This window comes from Paraburkholderia sp. HD33-4 (genome assembly GCF_021390635.1).
Classification (GTDB): Bacteria; Pseudomonadota; Gammaproteobacteria; order Burkholderiales; family Burkholderiaceae; genus Paraburkholderia.
The window spans coordinates 536,372-550,630 of the sequence record NZ_JAJEJS010000001.1; the positions used below are offsets into that span (position 1 = coordinate 536,372).

Below are 14,259 nucleotides of genomic sequence, written 5' to 3' on the forward strand. Positions count from 1 at the left end.
GTGGCGGTCAGCATGACGGTGGACAGGCGCGGCGCGGTGTTCGCGCTGCTCGACGATTGCGGTGCAACGGCGGCGCGTCCGTCGAGCCGCTTGTACACGGGTTTCGTGCGCGAGCTGGTGTGCACGGAGGCGGCGCAGCTCGAAGCCGTGTGCGACAGCGTCGCTGCGGATACCCGCAACGGCCTGCACGCCGTGGTGCTCGCCGACTATGAATTCGGCCGCGCGCTGATGGGTTTCGATGCGCGCCGCTCCTTTGAAACGCAGCGTGGCAATGCCACGCTGCGTTTTTTATTGTTCGAACGCTGCGCGAAGCTTTCGCGCGACGAAGTCGACGCGTGGCTGACGACGCGCGACAACGATGCGCTCGAACCGTCGGTCGCGGGCACGGCGAACGTGTGCGAGAGCGTCGATCGCGCCGAGTTCGATGCGGCGATCGAAGCGATTCACGCCGCGCTGCGTGCCGGCGATACCTATCAGGTTAACTATACGTACCGCCTCGGCTTCGACGTGTTCGGCTCGCCGCTCGCGTTCTATCGACGTTTGCGGGCGCGCCAGCCGGTGTCGTTCGGCGCGCTGATCGCGTTGCCGGACGCTGCGTGGGTGCTGTCGTGTTCGCCTGAACTGTTCGTCGAAAAGCACGGCCCGACATTGCGCGCGCGGCCGATGAAGGGCACGGCGCCGCGCTCGCAGGATCCTGCCATTGACCGGAGCCAGGCCGAGTTCCTCGCCAACGATCCGAAGAACCGTGCCGAGAACGTGATGATCGTCGATCTGTTGCGCAACGACCTGTCGCGGGTCGCGCGGATCGGCTCGGTCAACGTGCCGGCGCTGTTTTCCGTCGAGCCGTATGCGTCGGTGTGGCAGATGACGTCGACGGTGGAGGCGACGTTGCTCGGCGGCACCTCGTTCGCGACGATCCTGCGCGCGCTGTTTCCATGCGGCTCGATTACCGGTGCGCCGAAACATCGCACGATGCAGTTGATCGACGAACTGGAAAGCACGCCGCGCGGGCTTTATACCGGCGCGATCGGCTGGCTCGATGCGCCGGGCGACGATCAGGATTGCGGCGACTTCTGCATGTCGGTCGCGATTCGCACGCTGAGCTTGACTGCGTCGACGGCGCAGGCCGGCGGCATGGACAGTCTGCGCGGCAGCATGGGCATTGGCGCGGGCATCGTGCTCGACAGCGTGGCCGCCGACGAGCACGAGGAGTGTCGATTGAAAGCACGTTTTCTGACGGGCGCCGAGCCGGGCTTCGAACTGTTCGAAACGATGTACGCGACGCGGGAAGATGGCGTGCGGCATGTCGAGCGGCATCTGCGGCGCTTGTCGTCGAGCGCCGCGACGCTCGGCTTCGGGTGCGACGAAGCGCGCATCCGCGCGGAGCTTTCAGCACGCTGCGCCACGCTGCCGGCGCAGACGCCGCATCGGATGCGGCTAGCTTTGAGCAAGAGCGGCGCGACCCAGATTACGGCCGCGGTACTTACGCCGTTGGCGGATGCGTTGGTTGGTGTTCTGCTCGGCTCCGAAGCGCAGTTCGCGCCGACGCACGCGGCCGATCCGCTGCTGCGTCACAAGACCACGCGCCGCGCCGACTATGACCGCGGCTGGCGCGAAGCCGAAGCGAAGGGCGCCTTCGATACGCTGTTCTTCAACGAACGGGGCGAGCTGACCGAAGGCGGCAGGTCGAACGTGTTCGTAAAGCTCGCGGGGCAATGGTGGACGCCGCCGCTCGCCTCGGGCGTGCTGCCTGGTGTGATGCGCGGCGTGTTGCTCGACGGGGCGTCGGGCCTCCGGGCAGCTGAAAAAGTGCTGACGCAGGCGGATGTGCTGAACGCCGAAGCGCTGCTCGTGTGCAACGCGCTGCGCGGCGCGGTGCCGGCACGGGTTGTGGGTTAGAGCACTGAAACAAACCGGAATGCCACGCGCTCGCGCGGCAAACGGGCATCAAAACGTGTGCTCGGCGCCCGGAAACGTCCCCTCCTTCACCGCCCGCACATACGCCTCGACAGCCGCCTGAATGTTGGGCTGTCCTTGCATGAAATCCTTCACGAAGCGTGGCCGCTTGCCGGGGAAAATCCCGAGCATGTCGTGCAGCACGAGCACCTGACCCGAGCAGTCGAGGCCGGCGCCGATGCCGATCGTCGGAATGCGCAGTTGCTGCGTGACCTCGCCCGCGAGTTGCGACGGGATCGCTTCCATCACGATCAGTTGCGCGCCCGCTTCCTGAACAGCGAGCGAATCGCGCAGCAGTTGGCTCGCGCCCGCTTCGGTCTTGCCCTGCACCTTGAAGCCGCCGAACGCATGCACCGACTGCGGCGTGAGACCCACGTGCGCGCACACCGGAATCGAGCGCTCGACCAGAAACCGCACCGTGTCCGCGAGCCATTCGCCGCCTTCGAGCTTGACCATCTGCGCGCCCGCGCGCATCAATTCGACCGAGCTCCTGAACGCGTCTTCGCGCGTGCCATACGTGCCGAAAGGCAGGTCGGCGACGATCAACGCCGACGGTCTCGCGCGTGCGACGCTCGCCGTGTGATACGCGATGTCGGCCAGCGACACCGGCAGCGTGGTCGCCTGGCCTTGCAGCACGTTGCCGAGCGAGTCGCCGATCAGCAGCACATTGACGCCCGCGCGATCGAGCAACGCGGCGAAGCTCGCGTCGTAGCAGGTGAGCATCGCGATCTTTTCGCCGGCGTCGCGCATCGCCTGCAGTTTCGGCACGGTGACGGCGCTCCGGCTCGTTTCCTGCAAATAAGTCATGGTCAATCCAGTGAGAAAAATGAACTGGCCGCGCCGCTTACAGCGACGTGGCTTTGACGAAGAACTCCTTGCGGCCGCGCATCGTCCCGATGCGTTCGGCGAGCAGCGCAAGGTCCGCGTCGGAGTCGAGCGGATTCAGATGCTCGGCGTTGACCGTCAGCACGGGCGCGCGGTCGTAGTGGTAGAAGAATTCGTTGTACGCGTCGCACAGCGCGCGCAGATACGCATCGGAAATCTGCAGCTCCATCGGCACCGCGCGCTTCTGGATCCGCGCGAACAACACCTCGGGGCTCGCCTGCAGATAGACGACGAAGTCCGGCTCCGGCGCGCTGACGTCGAGCCGCGCGGCCAGCGCGCGATAGAGCTGCCACTCGTCTTCCTGCAAGGTCAGACGCGCGAAGACGTCGTTTCGCTGCGTGATGAAGTCGGCGATCAGCGGCGTGCCGCTCGCCTGCGCGGCGCTCACTTGCTGCGCCTGCTGCGCGCGTTGCAGCGCGAAGTGCAACTGCACCGGCAGTGCATAGCGCGTGGTGTCGCGATAGAAGCGCTCGAGAAACGGATTGTCCTGCGAGCGCTCGAACAGTTCGTGCATCGACCAGCGTTGCGCGAGGCGCCGCGCGAGCGAGGTTTTGCCGACGCCGATCGGCCCCTCGATCGCGATATAGCCGAACGGCGGGCGCAGCTGCGGCGCAGTGACCGTGAGCGGCGGCGAACTCATTCGCAGCGGCCTTTCTCGGCGGAATCGCCGGTGAGCGCACTGAGCATCGGGCACTGGCAGGGCGACTTCACCTTCTCGATGCGCTGATCGCTGACGCTGTCGAGCAGCGCGGCGGCCTGGCCATGTCGCGGAATGACGATTGCCGCGTCGATCTCGACGAGCGGCACTAGCGCAAACGCGCGCTCGACGAGGCGTGGATGCGGCACGATCAGATCGGCTTCGTCGATGGATTGGTCGCCATACAGCAGGATGTCGAGATCGAGCGTGCGCGGCGCATTGCGGAACGGCCGTTCACGGCCGAACTGATGCTCGATCTTGTGGCACAGCGCGAGCAGATGCCGCACGGGGAGCGTCGTTTCCAGCTTCACGACGCAGTTGAAATAGTCATCGCCGCCCGCGTCGATCGGGGCAGTACGATACAGGCTCGATTTGGCGAGCACGGTGATGGCGTGCTGTTGTGCGAGGCACACCACCGCGTCTTTCAGGGTCTGGCGCGCGTCCCCGAGATTCGCGCCGAGGCCAAGATAAGCAACCGTCATGGCATAACTTCCTGCAACTATCGTTTTGACGGCTTTTCCGCGAACGCCGCGTCAGTCTTCGTGCGGGCCTTCTTGGCCCGCGTCGTTGTCCGTGCGTTCGGCGGACGAGCCGCCCTCCACTCCGTCACCTGATTTGCGGTTTCTGGCGCCACCGCGCCGCCGTCGTTTTCTAGGGCTCCGGTCCTTCCCGCCTTGCGTGAGCAATGCCTCGCGCGCGGCGACGTCTCCTTCGATGAACTCAGTCCACCACACACCGACCGACTCGTCGAGTTCGCCCGATGCGCAGCGCAACAGGAGGAAATCATACCCCGCTCTAAATCTTTGGTGTTCCAGCAGCTTCAGCGCGCTGCGGCCCGAGCGTTTTTCGAGGCGCAGTTGCAGGCCCCAGATCTCGCGCATGTCGGCCGAGAAGCGCTTGTGGATCGCGAGCTTTTCGGTCTGCATGTCGAGCACTTCGTCCATCGCGCGATGCAGCGCGGGCACCGGATACTCGCCTTCGGACTCGAACTTCTGCCAGCGCTGCTGCACGTCGTGCCACAACAGCGTCGCGAACAGAAAGCCCGGCGACACCGGCTTACCGGCGAGCACGCGTGCATCGGTATTAGAGAGTGCCAGAGAAATAAATTTTTCGCCGGTCGGCTGCTCGAGCACGACGTCGAGCAGCGGCAGCAGCCCGTGATGCAGGCCTTCCTGACGCAGCCGCTTCAGACACGCGAGCGCGTGGCCCGACAGCATCAGCTTCAGCATTTCGTCGAACAGACGCGCGGCGGGCACGTTGTTGATCAGATCGGCCATCTTCTCGATCGGCGCGCGCGTGGCGTCGTCGATCTCGAAGTCGAGCTTGGCGGCGAAGCGCACGACGCGCAGCATGCGCACCGGGTCCTCGCGATAGCGTGTTGCCGGGTCGCCGATCATGCGCAACAGGCGCGCGCGCATGTCGGCCATGCCGTTGTGGTAGTCCAGCACGGTTTGCGTGGCTGGATCGTAGTACATCGCGTTGATCGTGAAGTCGCGGCGCGTGGCGTCTTCGTGCTGCTCGCCCCACACGTTGTCGCGCAGCACGCGGCCGCTCGCGTCGACCGCGTGGGTGCGGCGGTCGAGCTCGTCGCGCTTCAGACGCTTCGGCGGCGGCGCGTCGGCCGCGGGCGGATCGACCAGCGCACGGAACGTCGAGGTCTCGATGATTTCCTGGCCGAACTGCACGTGCACGATCTGGAAGCGCCGGCCGATGATGCGCGCGCGGCGGAACAGCTTCTGCACCTGTTCGGGCGTCGCGTCGGTCGCGACGTCGAAGTCTTTCGGCTTGATGCCGAGCAGCAGGTCGCGCACCGCGCCACCGACGATGAACGCGCGGAATCCCGCCTGTTGCAGGCCCTCGGTCACGCGGATCGCGTTGCGCGAGATCAGCGTGGGGTCGATGCCGTGCACGTCGTGCGGAATGATGACGGGGACGTCCGGCTCGGGCGGCGCTTTGGCGGCGGCAGCGGTGCCGGCGGACTTGCGACGCGGCCGCGCGGTCGTGCCGGAAGCGGTCGTGCCGGAAACGGACTTGGCGCGCGCCGGCTTGCTGGCATTGGCGTCGCCGTCGGCGCTGGCCTCGGCGCGGGTTTCGGCGGAGAGCGTGTCGTCAGCGGTCGCCGCGTCCTGGCCGAATAGCTTGCGGATGAGTTTCTTGATCACGAGGGTTGGAAGAGTTCGAGGATGCGCCAGCCTTTGGCCTGCGCATGGGCGCGCAACGTGTCGTCCGGATTGGTCGCGATGGGATCGGTGACTTTTTCGAGCAGCGGGATATCGTTGTGCGAGTCGCTATAGAAATAGCTGTGCTCGAAGTTGCTCCAGCTCTTGCCGAGCGACGCGAGCCACATTTCGGTGCGCACGATCTTGCCTTCCTTGTAGCTCGGCGTGCCGGTCGGACGGCCGGTGTAGGCGCCGTGCGGCTCGCCGCCGACGGTCTCCACCTCGCACGCGATCAGCGTGTCGACGCCGAACGCCTGCGCGATCGGCCGCGTGATGAATTCGTTGGTCGCCGTGACGACGCAGCACAGGTCACCCGCTTCGCGGTGCTGTTTCACGAGTTCGATCGCCACCGGCTGGATGGCCGGCGTAATGACTTCGTGCATGTACTGCGCGTGCAGGTCGGCGAGTTGCGCGCGCGTGTACTTCGCGAGCGGCGTCAGCATGGCGATCAGATAAGCGTGAATGTCGAGCTTGCCAGCCTTGTAGTCGGCGTAGAAGCGGTCGTTTTCACGGGCGAAATTTTCGGCGTCGACCATGCCTTTTTTCACCATGAAGCGGCCCCATTCGTGGTCGCTGTCGGTGGGAATGAGCGTGTGGTCGAGATCGAAGAGTGCAAGATTAGCCATGGGGGCCTATTTTACTTGAAGCGGGAAGGCCGGCGTGTGAACCCGGCACGGTGGCGGGATCGGGCGACGCGAGCATCGTGCGCAACAGCGGCAGCGTGACCGCGCGCTTCTGTTCGAGCGAGAACCGGTCGAGCGCGTCGAGCAGCGCCATCAGGCTCGGCATGTCGCGGCGAAAGTGCGTGAGCAGGTAGGCCGGGACGTCGTCGGCGAGCATGATGCCGCGCTCGCGCGCCGCGCGTTTGAGTACCGCGGCCTTCGCGTCGTCGGGCAGCGGCGCGAGGTGAAACACGAGACCCCAGCCGAGGCGCGTGCGCAGATCTTCGCGCACGGTCATGCCGATCGGCGGCGCGTTGCCCGCGGCGACGAGCGCGCTCGTCGGATGCGCGCGCACTTCGTTGAACAGGTTGAACACGGCGATCTGCTGCGCGGCCGACAGCGCGTCGCAATCGTCGATCGCATAGAGCGCGACGCGCGGATCGAAGCCGAAGGCGGCGAGGCTGCTTTGCGGACCGGCGAAGCGCGCATGCCCCGGCGGCGCTTCGTGCACGAGCGCCTGCAGCAGGTGCGTACGGCCGCTGCCGGCTTCGCCCCAGATGTAGAAGGTGCGATCGGCGACCGGCCCGGAAGCGAGCGCGTCGTCGAGCTCCCGCAGGCGCGTGACCAGCTCGGCGTTCGCGCCGGCGAAGAAATTGTCGAATGTCGATGGCGGCGGGGTGCCGAGATCGAGCGTCAGTTGACGAAGCACAGTAGGTTAATGCCGAAAATGAGGCTCGGGCCGCGAGTGGACCGGACCTCTGGGCCTGGAACGTCGCCAGGCGGTAGTTGTCGTAAAGCGTGCTCGCCGGGTTGCCAGGCCGCGCGTCGCGAAGCGCGGCGGACTGGATTGCGCGGCCGGCGGCGCCGGAATCGGGGTGTCGTGTTGCAAACTCGTTTCCCGGATCTCGTCGGAACGTGCGAATTCCAGCCAGGCGGCCAGCATCGGGTAAAATCGCATTTTACCGACCTTCGAGCTTTTCCCCATGAATCAACCGAAATCCGCTCAGCCTTCAACCGATTCGGCCCAAGGTTTGTCGTATCGCGACGCCGGCGTGGACATCGATGCGGGCGACGCCCTCGTCGATGCCATCAAGCCCTTTGCCAAGAAGACCCTGCGCGACGGCGTGCTGGGCGGCATCGGTGGATTCGGCGCGCTGTTCGAAGTGCCGAAGAAGTACAAGGAGCCGGTGCTCGTGTCCGGCACCGACGGCGTCGGCACCAAGCTGCGTCTCGCGTTCCAGCTGAACAAGCACGACACGGTCGGCCAGGACCTGGTCGCAATGAGCGTCAACGACATCCTCGTGCAGGGCGCCGAGCCGTTGTTCTTCCTCGACTATTTCGCCTGCGGCAAGCTCGACGTCGGCACGGCGGCGACCGTCGTGAAGGGCATCGCGCAAGGCTGCGAGCTGTCGGGCTGTGCGCTGATCGGCGGCGAAACCGCGGAAATGCCGGGCATGTACCCGGACGGCGAATACGATCTGGCTGGTTTCGCGGTCGGCGCGGTCGAAAAGAGCAAGATCATCGACGGCAGCAAGATCGCTCCGGGCGACGTGGTGCTCGGACTCGCGTCGAGCGGCATCCATTCGAACGGCTTCTCGCTGGTGCGCAAGATCATCGAGCGCGCCAATCCCGATCTGAACGCGGACTTCGACGGCCGCTCGCTCGCTGACGCGCTGATGGCGCCGACGCGCATCTACGTGAAGCCGCTGCTCGCGCTGATGCAGCAGATCGAGGTGAAGGGCATGGCGCACATCACGGGCGGCGGCCTCGTCGAGAACATTCCGCGCGTGCTGCGCGAGGGTCTGACGGCCGAGCTCGATCATCGCGCATGGCCGCTGCCGCCGCTGTTCTCGTGGCTGCAACAGCACGGCGGTGTCGCCGATGCGGAAATGCACCGCGTGTTCAACTGCGGTATCGGTATGGCGGTGATCGTGTCGGCGGCGGACGCCGAAGCGGCGATCGGGCTGCTGTCCGCGGCGGGCGAGCAGGTCTGGAAGATCGGCACGGTCCGTGAAAGCGCGGCGGGCGAAGCGCAGACGGTCGTGGTTTAAAGTTTGACGAGGGTTCGCGTGGCGCGCCGCAATGGCGCGCCACGCGGGCTTCGAATCTTTTGCTTCAAATCCCGCGCTTCAAATCCCCGCTTTACATCCCTCCGATTCCCTCCCGCTGACCGGCGTCTCAAACCAGCGTCTCGATCAACTCCACCACCCGCGCCGTCGCGTGCGGATCGCAGCAATCCACGACCTGTCTTTCCGGCATGCTGCGCAGCCACGTGAGCTGTCGCTTGCAGAGTTGCCGCGTCGCGAAGATGCCCTTGTCGCGCATGGTCCGACGGTCGACCGCGCCGTCGAGGTATTCCCACACCTGCCGATACCCGACGCAGCGCATCGACGGCATTTCGGGCAGCAGGTCGCCGCGCGCGCGCAGTTTCACGACTTCATCGACGAAACCGTGCGCAAGCATCGCATCGAAGCGCTGCTCGATGCGTGCGTGCAGCACGCCACGCTCGGACGGCTCCAGCGCGACCGGCACGAAGCGCCATGCCGACGCGGCGGCGTCGGTGGGTGCGGGTGCGGCGAGCAGCGTCGACATCGGCTGGCCGGCAAGCATGAACACTTCCAGCGCGCGCTGGATGCGCTGCGAATCGTTCGGCGCGAGACGCGCGGCGGTGACCGGATCGATCTCGGCGAGCCGCGCGTGAAGCGCCGGCCAGCCGTCGCGGGCGGCGTCGGCGTCGAGTGTCGCACGAACGTCGGCGTCGGCGCCGGGCAGGTCGTTGAGCCCCTGCGTTAGCGCCTTGTAGTACAGCATCGTGCCGCCGACCAGCAGCGGCAGCCGCCCGCGCGCATGAATCTCGCCGACGAGCCGCAAGGTATCGGCGCGAAATTGCGCGGCGGAGTACGAACCGGCCGGATCGACGATATCGATCAGATGATGCGGCGCGACCGCGCGCTCTTCAGCAGTCGGCTTCGCAGTGCCGATGTCCATCTCGCGATAGACGAGCGCCGAATCGACGCTGATGATTTCGACCGGCCGCCGCGCGGCAAGCGCGAGCGCGGCGGCGGTCTTGCCGGATGCGGTCGGGCCGAGCAGGCAGGGGATGGGAGTAGGGCGTGACGTCATGAGCAAGCGGGCGCGCGGCGAGGACGGTGTGATCGAACGCGGCGCGTTACTGGCCGCGCATGAACAGCCGATCGAGATCGGCCAGCGTCAGCTGATACCAGGTCGGACGCCCGTGGTTGCACTGGTCGGCGCGCTCCGTTGCTTCCATCTGGCGCAACAGCGCGTTCATTTCGTCGAGCGTCAGACGCCGGTTCGCGCGCACCGCGTGATGGCACGCGAGCGTGCCGAGCAGTTCGTGCTGACGCTCCGTCAGCACGCGCGAGCCGCCGAACGCGTGCAGGTCGGACAGCACCGCGCGCGCGAGCACTTGCAGGTCGGCGTCCTTCAGCAAGGCGGGGACCGCGCGGATCGCGAGTGTGGTCGGCGACAGTACCGCGAGGTCGAAGCCGAGCGCATCGAGCGTATCGCGCTCTTCCTCGACCGTGCCGATTTCGACCGGATCGGCCTGCATCGTCTGCGGGATCAGCAGCGGCTGCACGGCGATCGCGCGGTCGGCGAGCGCGTTCTTGAACTGCTCGTAAAGGATGCGCTCGTGCGCGGCATGCATGTCGACGATCACGAGCCCGTGGCGGTTCTGCGCGAGCACATAGATGCCGTGGATCTGGCCGAGCGCGAAGCCGAGCGGCTGGTCGTCGGTGGCGTCGAATGCGGGGGATGCGGGGCGCGATGCGAACGGTGCTGCATCGTACGGCGGCGTCGTGTCGGTTGCCGAGTCACGCGCCTCGAACAGTGACGCGCCTTCGACCCGGCCGGCAAGCGGATCCTTGCGGCCGAACAGCGCATCGTAACCGGCGAGCGGTTGTGCGACCGGTAGCGTGCCTTGCGTCATGCGCGCCTGGCGCATCCACGTGTTGCCGGGCTGCGTTGCGCCCGGGGCACTGAATCCGCCGAAGCCGCTGCCGCCGCCAAAGCCGCCGCCGCTGCTAGCGCCAGAGCCGCCGCCGCTCGAAGCACCGGCGCCCGCGCCAATGCCGTCGCCTACGGCGCTTGCCCCAGCGAGCGGCGTCGACCCGAATGAAGCCGGTCCGCCGGCCGACGCCTCAAGATGCGCCGCATGGCCGCCCGCCGTCGTTTCCGGCGACGCGCCCGCGTGCCGCGCGAGCGCGCGCTGCACCGCATGGAACACGAACTGGTGGATCGAGCGCGAATCGCGGAAACGCACTTCGATTTTCGACGGATGCACGTTCACGTCGACGCCTTCGGGCGGCAGATCGAGGAACAGCACGTACGACGGATAACGCTCACCGTGCAGCACGTCTTCATACGCGGCACGCACCGCGTGCGTGAGCAGCTTGTCACGCACGAAGCGGCCGTTGACGAAGAAGTATTGCTGATCGGCGCGGCCGCGGCTCGCGGTCGGCAGACCAGCGCAGCCGTAGATCGCGAGCGGACCGGCGGATTCGTCGAGCGGCAGATGGGCGGTCGCGAACGTGTCGCCGAGAATCTTCGCGACGCGCGCGGGCGGCTCGCTCGCGTTCCAGTGTTCGACGGCCTTGCCGTTGTGCAGCACCGAAATCGCGACATCGGGCCGCGCGAGCGCGGCGCGGCGGATCTGTTCGAGACAGTGGCCGAGTTCGGTCTGTTCGCTCTTCAGGAATTTACGCCGCGCGGGCGTGTTGAAGTACAGCTCGCGGACTTCGATCGTCGTGCCCTGGGTGCCGGCGGCGGGACTCAGCACGCCGGTTTCCGCGTCGATGCGCACCGCGTGCGGCACGTCGGCAGTGCGGCTCGTGATGCTCATCTGCGCGACCGACGCGATCGACGCCAGCGCTTCGCCGCGAAACCCGAGCGTCGCGACCGCTTCGAGCTCGGCAAGCGAGCGGATCTTGCTGGTCGCATGACGCGTCAGTGCGAGCACGAGTTCGTTCTCGGGGATGCCGCAGCCGTCGTCGGTGATCGAGATGCGTTTGACGCCGCCTTCGTCGAGCAGGATGCGCAGCGTCTGCGCGCCCGCGTCGAGCGCATTCTCGAGCAGTTCCTTGACCACCGACGCCGGCCGCTCGACCACTTCGCCGGCGGCGATCTGGCTGATCAGTTGATCGGGCAGCGGCTGGATCGCGCGCAGCGGACGCGGCGCGGGCGCCGGGTTGGAGGCGTCGGAAGGCGCGGCCGCGGCCGCGGTGCCCGCAGGCGTTTCGGAGAATTCGGACATGGCGAAATTATAGCGACTCGGCGCACGCCGCCCGCGCGTGCCACCAACCAGCAGTTTTTCAATCGACCGGAGGCACTTTCGGTATCATGTCGCGGTCAATTCGCAGTGGTCGGCCCGCCGCTTGCTGCTCCTGTTGCGGGGTCGCGCGGCGGCCGTTTTCCCTCTACGCACACACTGGTTTAAAAGGACGATCCTTGGATACGTTGCTACATTTCGCCAATCTTGTCCTGCACATCGACAAGTTTCTCGGGGACTTCATTCAAGTCTACGGCGCCTGGGTCTACGTGGTGCTGTTCGCGATCGTGTTCGCCGAAACGGGGCTCGTGGTGCTGCCGTTCCTGCCGGGCGATTCGCTGCTGTTCATCGGCGGCGCGTTCTGCGCGACCGGGCAGATGCATCTCGGCCTGCTGATCCTGTTGCTGCTGGTGGCGGCGGTCGCCGGCAATACGACCAACTATCTGATCGGCCGTGCGATCGGACCGCGTGTGTTCAATTCGCACATTCCGGTGCTCGAGCGCTTTCTCGATCGCGCCGCGCTGCAAAAGACTCACAACTTCTATGAGAAGCACGGCGGCAAGACCATCGTGCTCGCGCGTTTCATCCCGGTCGTGCGGACGTTTGCGCCGTTCGTCGCGGGCGCGTCGTCGATGACCTGGAGCCGCTTCCAGATGTTCAACGTCGTCGGCGCGCTGTTGTGGGTGCTGCTGCTCACGCTGCTCGGCTACTTCTTCGGCAACATCCCGTTCATCCGTCAGTATCTGAATGTGATCGTGCTGGTCGGTATCGGCGCGGCGATCGTGCCGGTCGTGCTCGGCGCGTTGTGGAAGATGCTGCGCAAGAATGGTGCGAACACGAGTCCGCGTTGACCGTATTTGAGGCCTTCAATACGCAAAAGGCGTCGCGAATCTCGCGACGCCTTTTTTTATGCCGCCGTGCCGACGCGGGTCGGGTCCGCGCGGACGTTCGATCAGATCAATCGCGCGTGATCGCGCGCGGCGCGAGCGGCGTTTCCGGTGTCGGGTAGCCGGCTTCCTTGAAGGTCTGCACGATCGCGCGATTAGTGTCGAAGTAGACCTGCCAATAGTTCTGGTTGGACGAGTAAGGGCGCACGCACAGCAGCGGTCCTTCCGGTGTGAAGCTCAGGACCTCGATGTCCGGCGCCGGGTTTTCGGCCACGTTCGGAATCTTCGCGACGGCGGCTTTCAAACGCGCGATCGCGTCGGTCGGATCGACGCCGTTGGCGATCTTCGCGGTCAACTCGACGCGCCGGAACGGCAGCACGCTGTAGTTCGAGATCGTGTCGGAAAAGATCTTGTTGTTGCCGACGATGGTCGTCACGTTGTCCGGCGTGACGATCGTCGTGCCGAACAGGCCCAACTCCGTGACGGTGCCGGTGACGCCCCCGGCCGTAACGAAATCACCGACCTTGAACGGCCGCAGCACCTGCATGAACACGCCGGCGGCGAAGTGCGCGAGCAGGCCGCCCCACGCAGTACCGATCGCGAGGCCGAGACCGGCGAGCAACGCGGCGAACGACGTCGTCTGCACACCGAAGATTTGCAGGATCGCGAGGACGAGCAGCAGGTTCAGCAACGCGCCGAGAATCGACGCGAGGTAGTTTGCAAGCGTCGGATCGACCCGGCCGTTGCGTGCCAGCATCTTGCGCAACAGGTTGGAGATTAGCCCGATGACCCAACGGCCGACGATCCACAGCACGATGGCGCCGATGACCTTGGTGCCGATGTCGATGCCCTGGGTCATGATGAATGCACGTACGGATTCGATATCCAAGATGTTTCCTCGTTATAAGTTGCCATCAACGGATTGAACGACGGTGGTGCCATGACCCACAACGCGCGGTCTTCGGGAGTTATAGCCGACGGCGCGCGCATGCGCAAGGACCGTTCCTGCCTTGTGCGCGGGTGGCCATAGAGCGATGAAACATGGCGGGGATGGACGTGAAAGGCCGGTCGGGGCGTGCCGGACTTACATGCGCAGCTGCGATTCGGAATACGGTGACGTGCGGATGACAATCGCTTTGTCCCGGGCGCTTTTCAACGCGCGCCGGCGCGCCGCCATGCGATGCCACGAGAACGCGATCACGATCGCGAGCGCATACGCGCCAGCACGCTGAAGAAACGACGTCGGCCGGACGAATTGTCCATAGCGGCTCTGCGCGTCGGCGAACACGACAAATGTCAACAAGCCGTCGAGCACGCATGCGATCAGCGCGAGCATGATGAAAATCGCCGGGCCGCTCAACGGGGCGCCCGACCCGAACCGGTTATACAGCCGACAGGCCAACGATACGATGGCGAGCAAAGCGAGGTTCGACAGCAGATCGAACAGAAAGTTGGTCATTATCGGTTCAATGAAAAAGCAATGCGCCGTGGGGTTGCCGGAACGTTTGCTCGCGCAAGCTTCAGACATGCTCCGCTGAGTCGGCGGCGATCATTGCATATCTTTTCATCTCGATAAATAACCCGAAAAAGCGAAACTGCTGTCGCTCTTTCTGTAGTTTTCTTTTATTTGCAATACAAATGTGAAATGCAAATTGCAAATTTA

Annotated in this window: 13 protein-coding genes; 3 read left to right on the forward strand and 10 right to left on the reverse strand. The window is 65.5% G+C overall.

Annotated features, from left to right (window positions below; translation table 11 throughout):
- Positions 1–12 precede the first annotated feature (12 nt).
- A complete protein-coding gene (pabB, locus tag L0U84_RS02435) occupies positions 13–1,899 on the forward strand; it encodes an aminodeoxychorismate synthase component I (protein ID WP_233847355.1) in 1,887 nt (628 codons plus the stop codon).
- A gap of 48 nt (positions 1,900–1,947) precedes the next feature.
- Here pabB and panB read toward each other — a convergent pair whose 3' ends face one another.
- The 6 genes from panB to hda are packed head-to-tail and all read right to left on the reverse strand — an operon-like array spanning position 1,948 to position 7,128.
- Complete coding sequence (gene panB, locus L0U84_RS02440) at positions 1,948–2,763, reverse strand: 3-methyl-2-oxobutanoate hydroxymethyltransferase (RefSeq protein ID WP_233847357.1); 816 nt, start codon at positions 2,761–2,763, stop codon at positions 1,948–1,950.
- A 37-nt stretch (positions 2,764–2,800) separates the two neighbouring features.
- Positions 2,801–3,481 (reverse strand): deoxynucleoside kinase, encoded by a 681-nt coding sequence (locus tag L0U84_RS02445; protein WP_233847359.1) that lies wholly within the window; start codon positions 3,479–3,481, stop codon positions 2,801–2,803.
- A complete protein-coding gene (gene folK, locus L0U84_RS02450) occupies positions 3,478–4,020 on the reverse strand; it encodes a 2-amino-4-hydroxy-6-hydroxymethyldihydropteridine diphosphokinase (protein WP_129956953.1) in 543 nt (180 codons plus the stop codon). Before folK ends, L0U84_RS02445 begins: the two co-directional genes overlap by 4 nt.
- 51 nt (positions 4,021–4,071) lie before the next feature.
- Complete coding sequence (gene pcnB, locus L0U84_RS02455; protein WP_233847361.1) at positions 4,072–5,700, reverse strand: polynucleotide adenylyltransferase PcnB; 1,629 nt, start codon at positions 5,698–5,700, stop codon at positions 4,072–4,074.
- A complete protein-coding gene (locus L0U84_RS02460; protein ID WP_233847363.1) occupies positions 5,697–6,383 on the reverse strand; it encodes an HAD family hydrolase in 687 nt (228 codons plus the stop codon). The genes pcnB and L0U84_RS02460 overlap by 4 nt, the downstream gene beginning before the upstream one ends.
- On the reverse strand, positions 6,376–7,128 hold the full coding sequence (hda, locus tag L0U84_RS02465) for a DnaA regulatory inactivator Hda (protein WP_233847365.1): 753 nt from the start codon (positions 7,126–7,128) through the stop codon (positions 6,376–6,378). Before hda ends, L0U84_RS02460 begins: the two co-directional genes overlap by 8 nt.
- A gap of 274 nt (positions 7,129–7,402) precedes the next feature.
- Here hda and purM point away from each other — a divergent pair, with 274 nt between their 5' ends.
- Entirely contained in the window at positions 7,403–8,470 is a 1,068-nt protein-coding gene (gene purM / locus L0U84_RS02470; RefSeq protein WP_233847373.1) for a phosphoribosylformylglycinamidine cyclo-ligase, read from the forward strand.
- Positions 8,471–8,597: 127 nt separating this feature from the next.
- Here the strand turns inward: purM and miaA are convergent, their stop codons facing one another.
- Positions 8,598–9,542: a tRNA (adenosine(37)-N6)-dimethylallyltransferase MiaA gene (gene miaA, locus L0U84_RS02475; protein ID WP_233847375.1), complete on the reverse strand. Its 945-nt coding sequence runs from the start codon at positions 9,540–9,542 to the stop codon at positions 8,598–8,600.
- Positions 9,543–9,588: 46 nt separating this feature from the next.
- Positions 9,589–11,694 carry a DNA mismatch repair endonuclease MutL gene (gene mutL, locus L0U84_RS02480; RefSeq protein WP_233847377.1) on the reverse strand — a complete coding sequence of 702 codons (2,106 nt, stop codon included), beginning with the start codon at positions 11,692–11,694 and terminating at the stop codon, positions 9,589–9,591.
- A gap of 194 nt (positions 11,695–11,888) precedes the next feature.
- Between mutL and L0U84_RS02485 the strand changes: the two genes are divergently transcribed.
- Entirely contained in the window at positions 11,889–12,560 is a 672-nt protein-coding gene (locus tag L0U84_RS02485) for a VTT domain-containing protein (RefSeq protein WP_233847385.1), read from the forward strand.
- Positions 12,561–12,666: 106 nt separating this feature from the next.
- Here L0U84_RS02485 and L0U84_RS02490 read toward each other — a convergent pair whose 3' ends face one another.
- Both L0U84_RS02490 and L0U84_RS02495 read right to left on the reverse strand, forming a co-directional pair.
- On the reverse strand, positions 12,667–13,485 hold the full coding sequence (locus L0U84_RS02490; RefSeq protein ID WP_233847387.1) for a mechanosensitive ion channel family protein: 819 nt from the start codon (positions 13,483–13,485) through the stop codon (positions 12,667–12,669).
- Positions 13,486–13,680: 195 nt separating this feature from the next.
- Complete coding sequence (locus tag L0U84_RS02495) at positions 13,681–14,055, reverse strand: hypothetical protein (protein ID WP_233847389.1); 375 nt, start codon at positions 14,053–14,055, stop codon at positions 13,681–13,683.
- Positions 14,056–14,259: the final 204 nt, after the last annotated feature.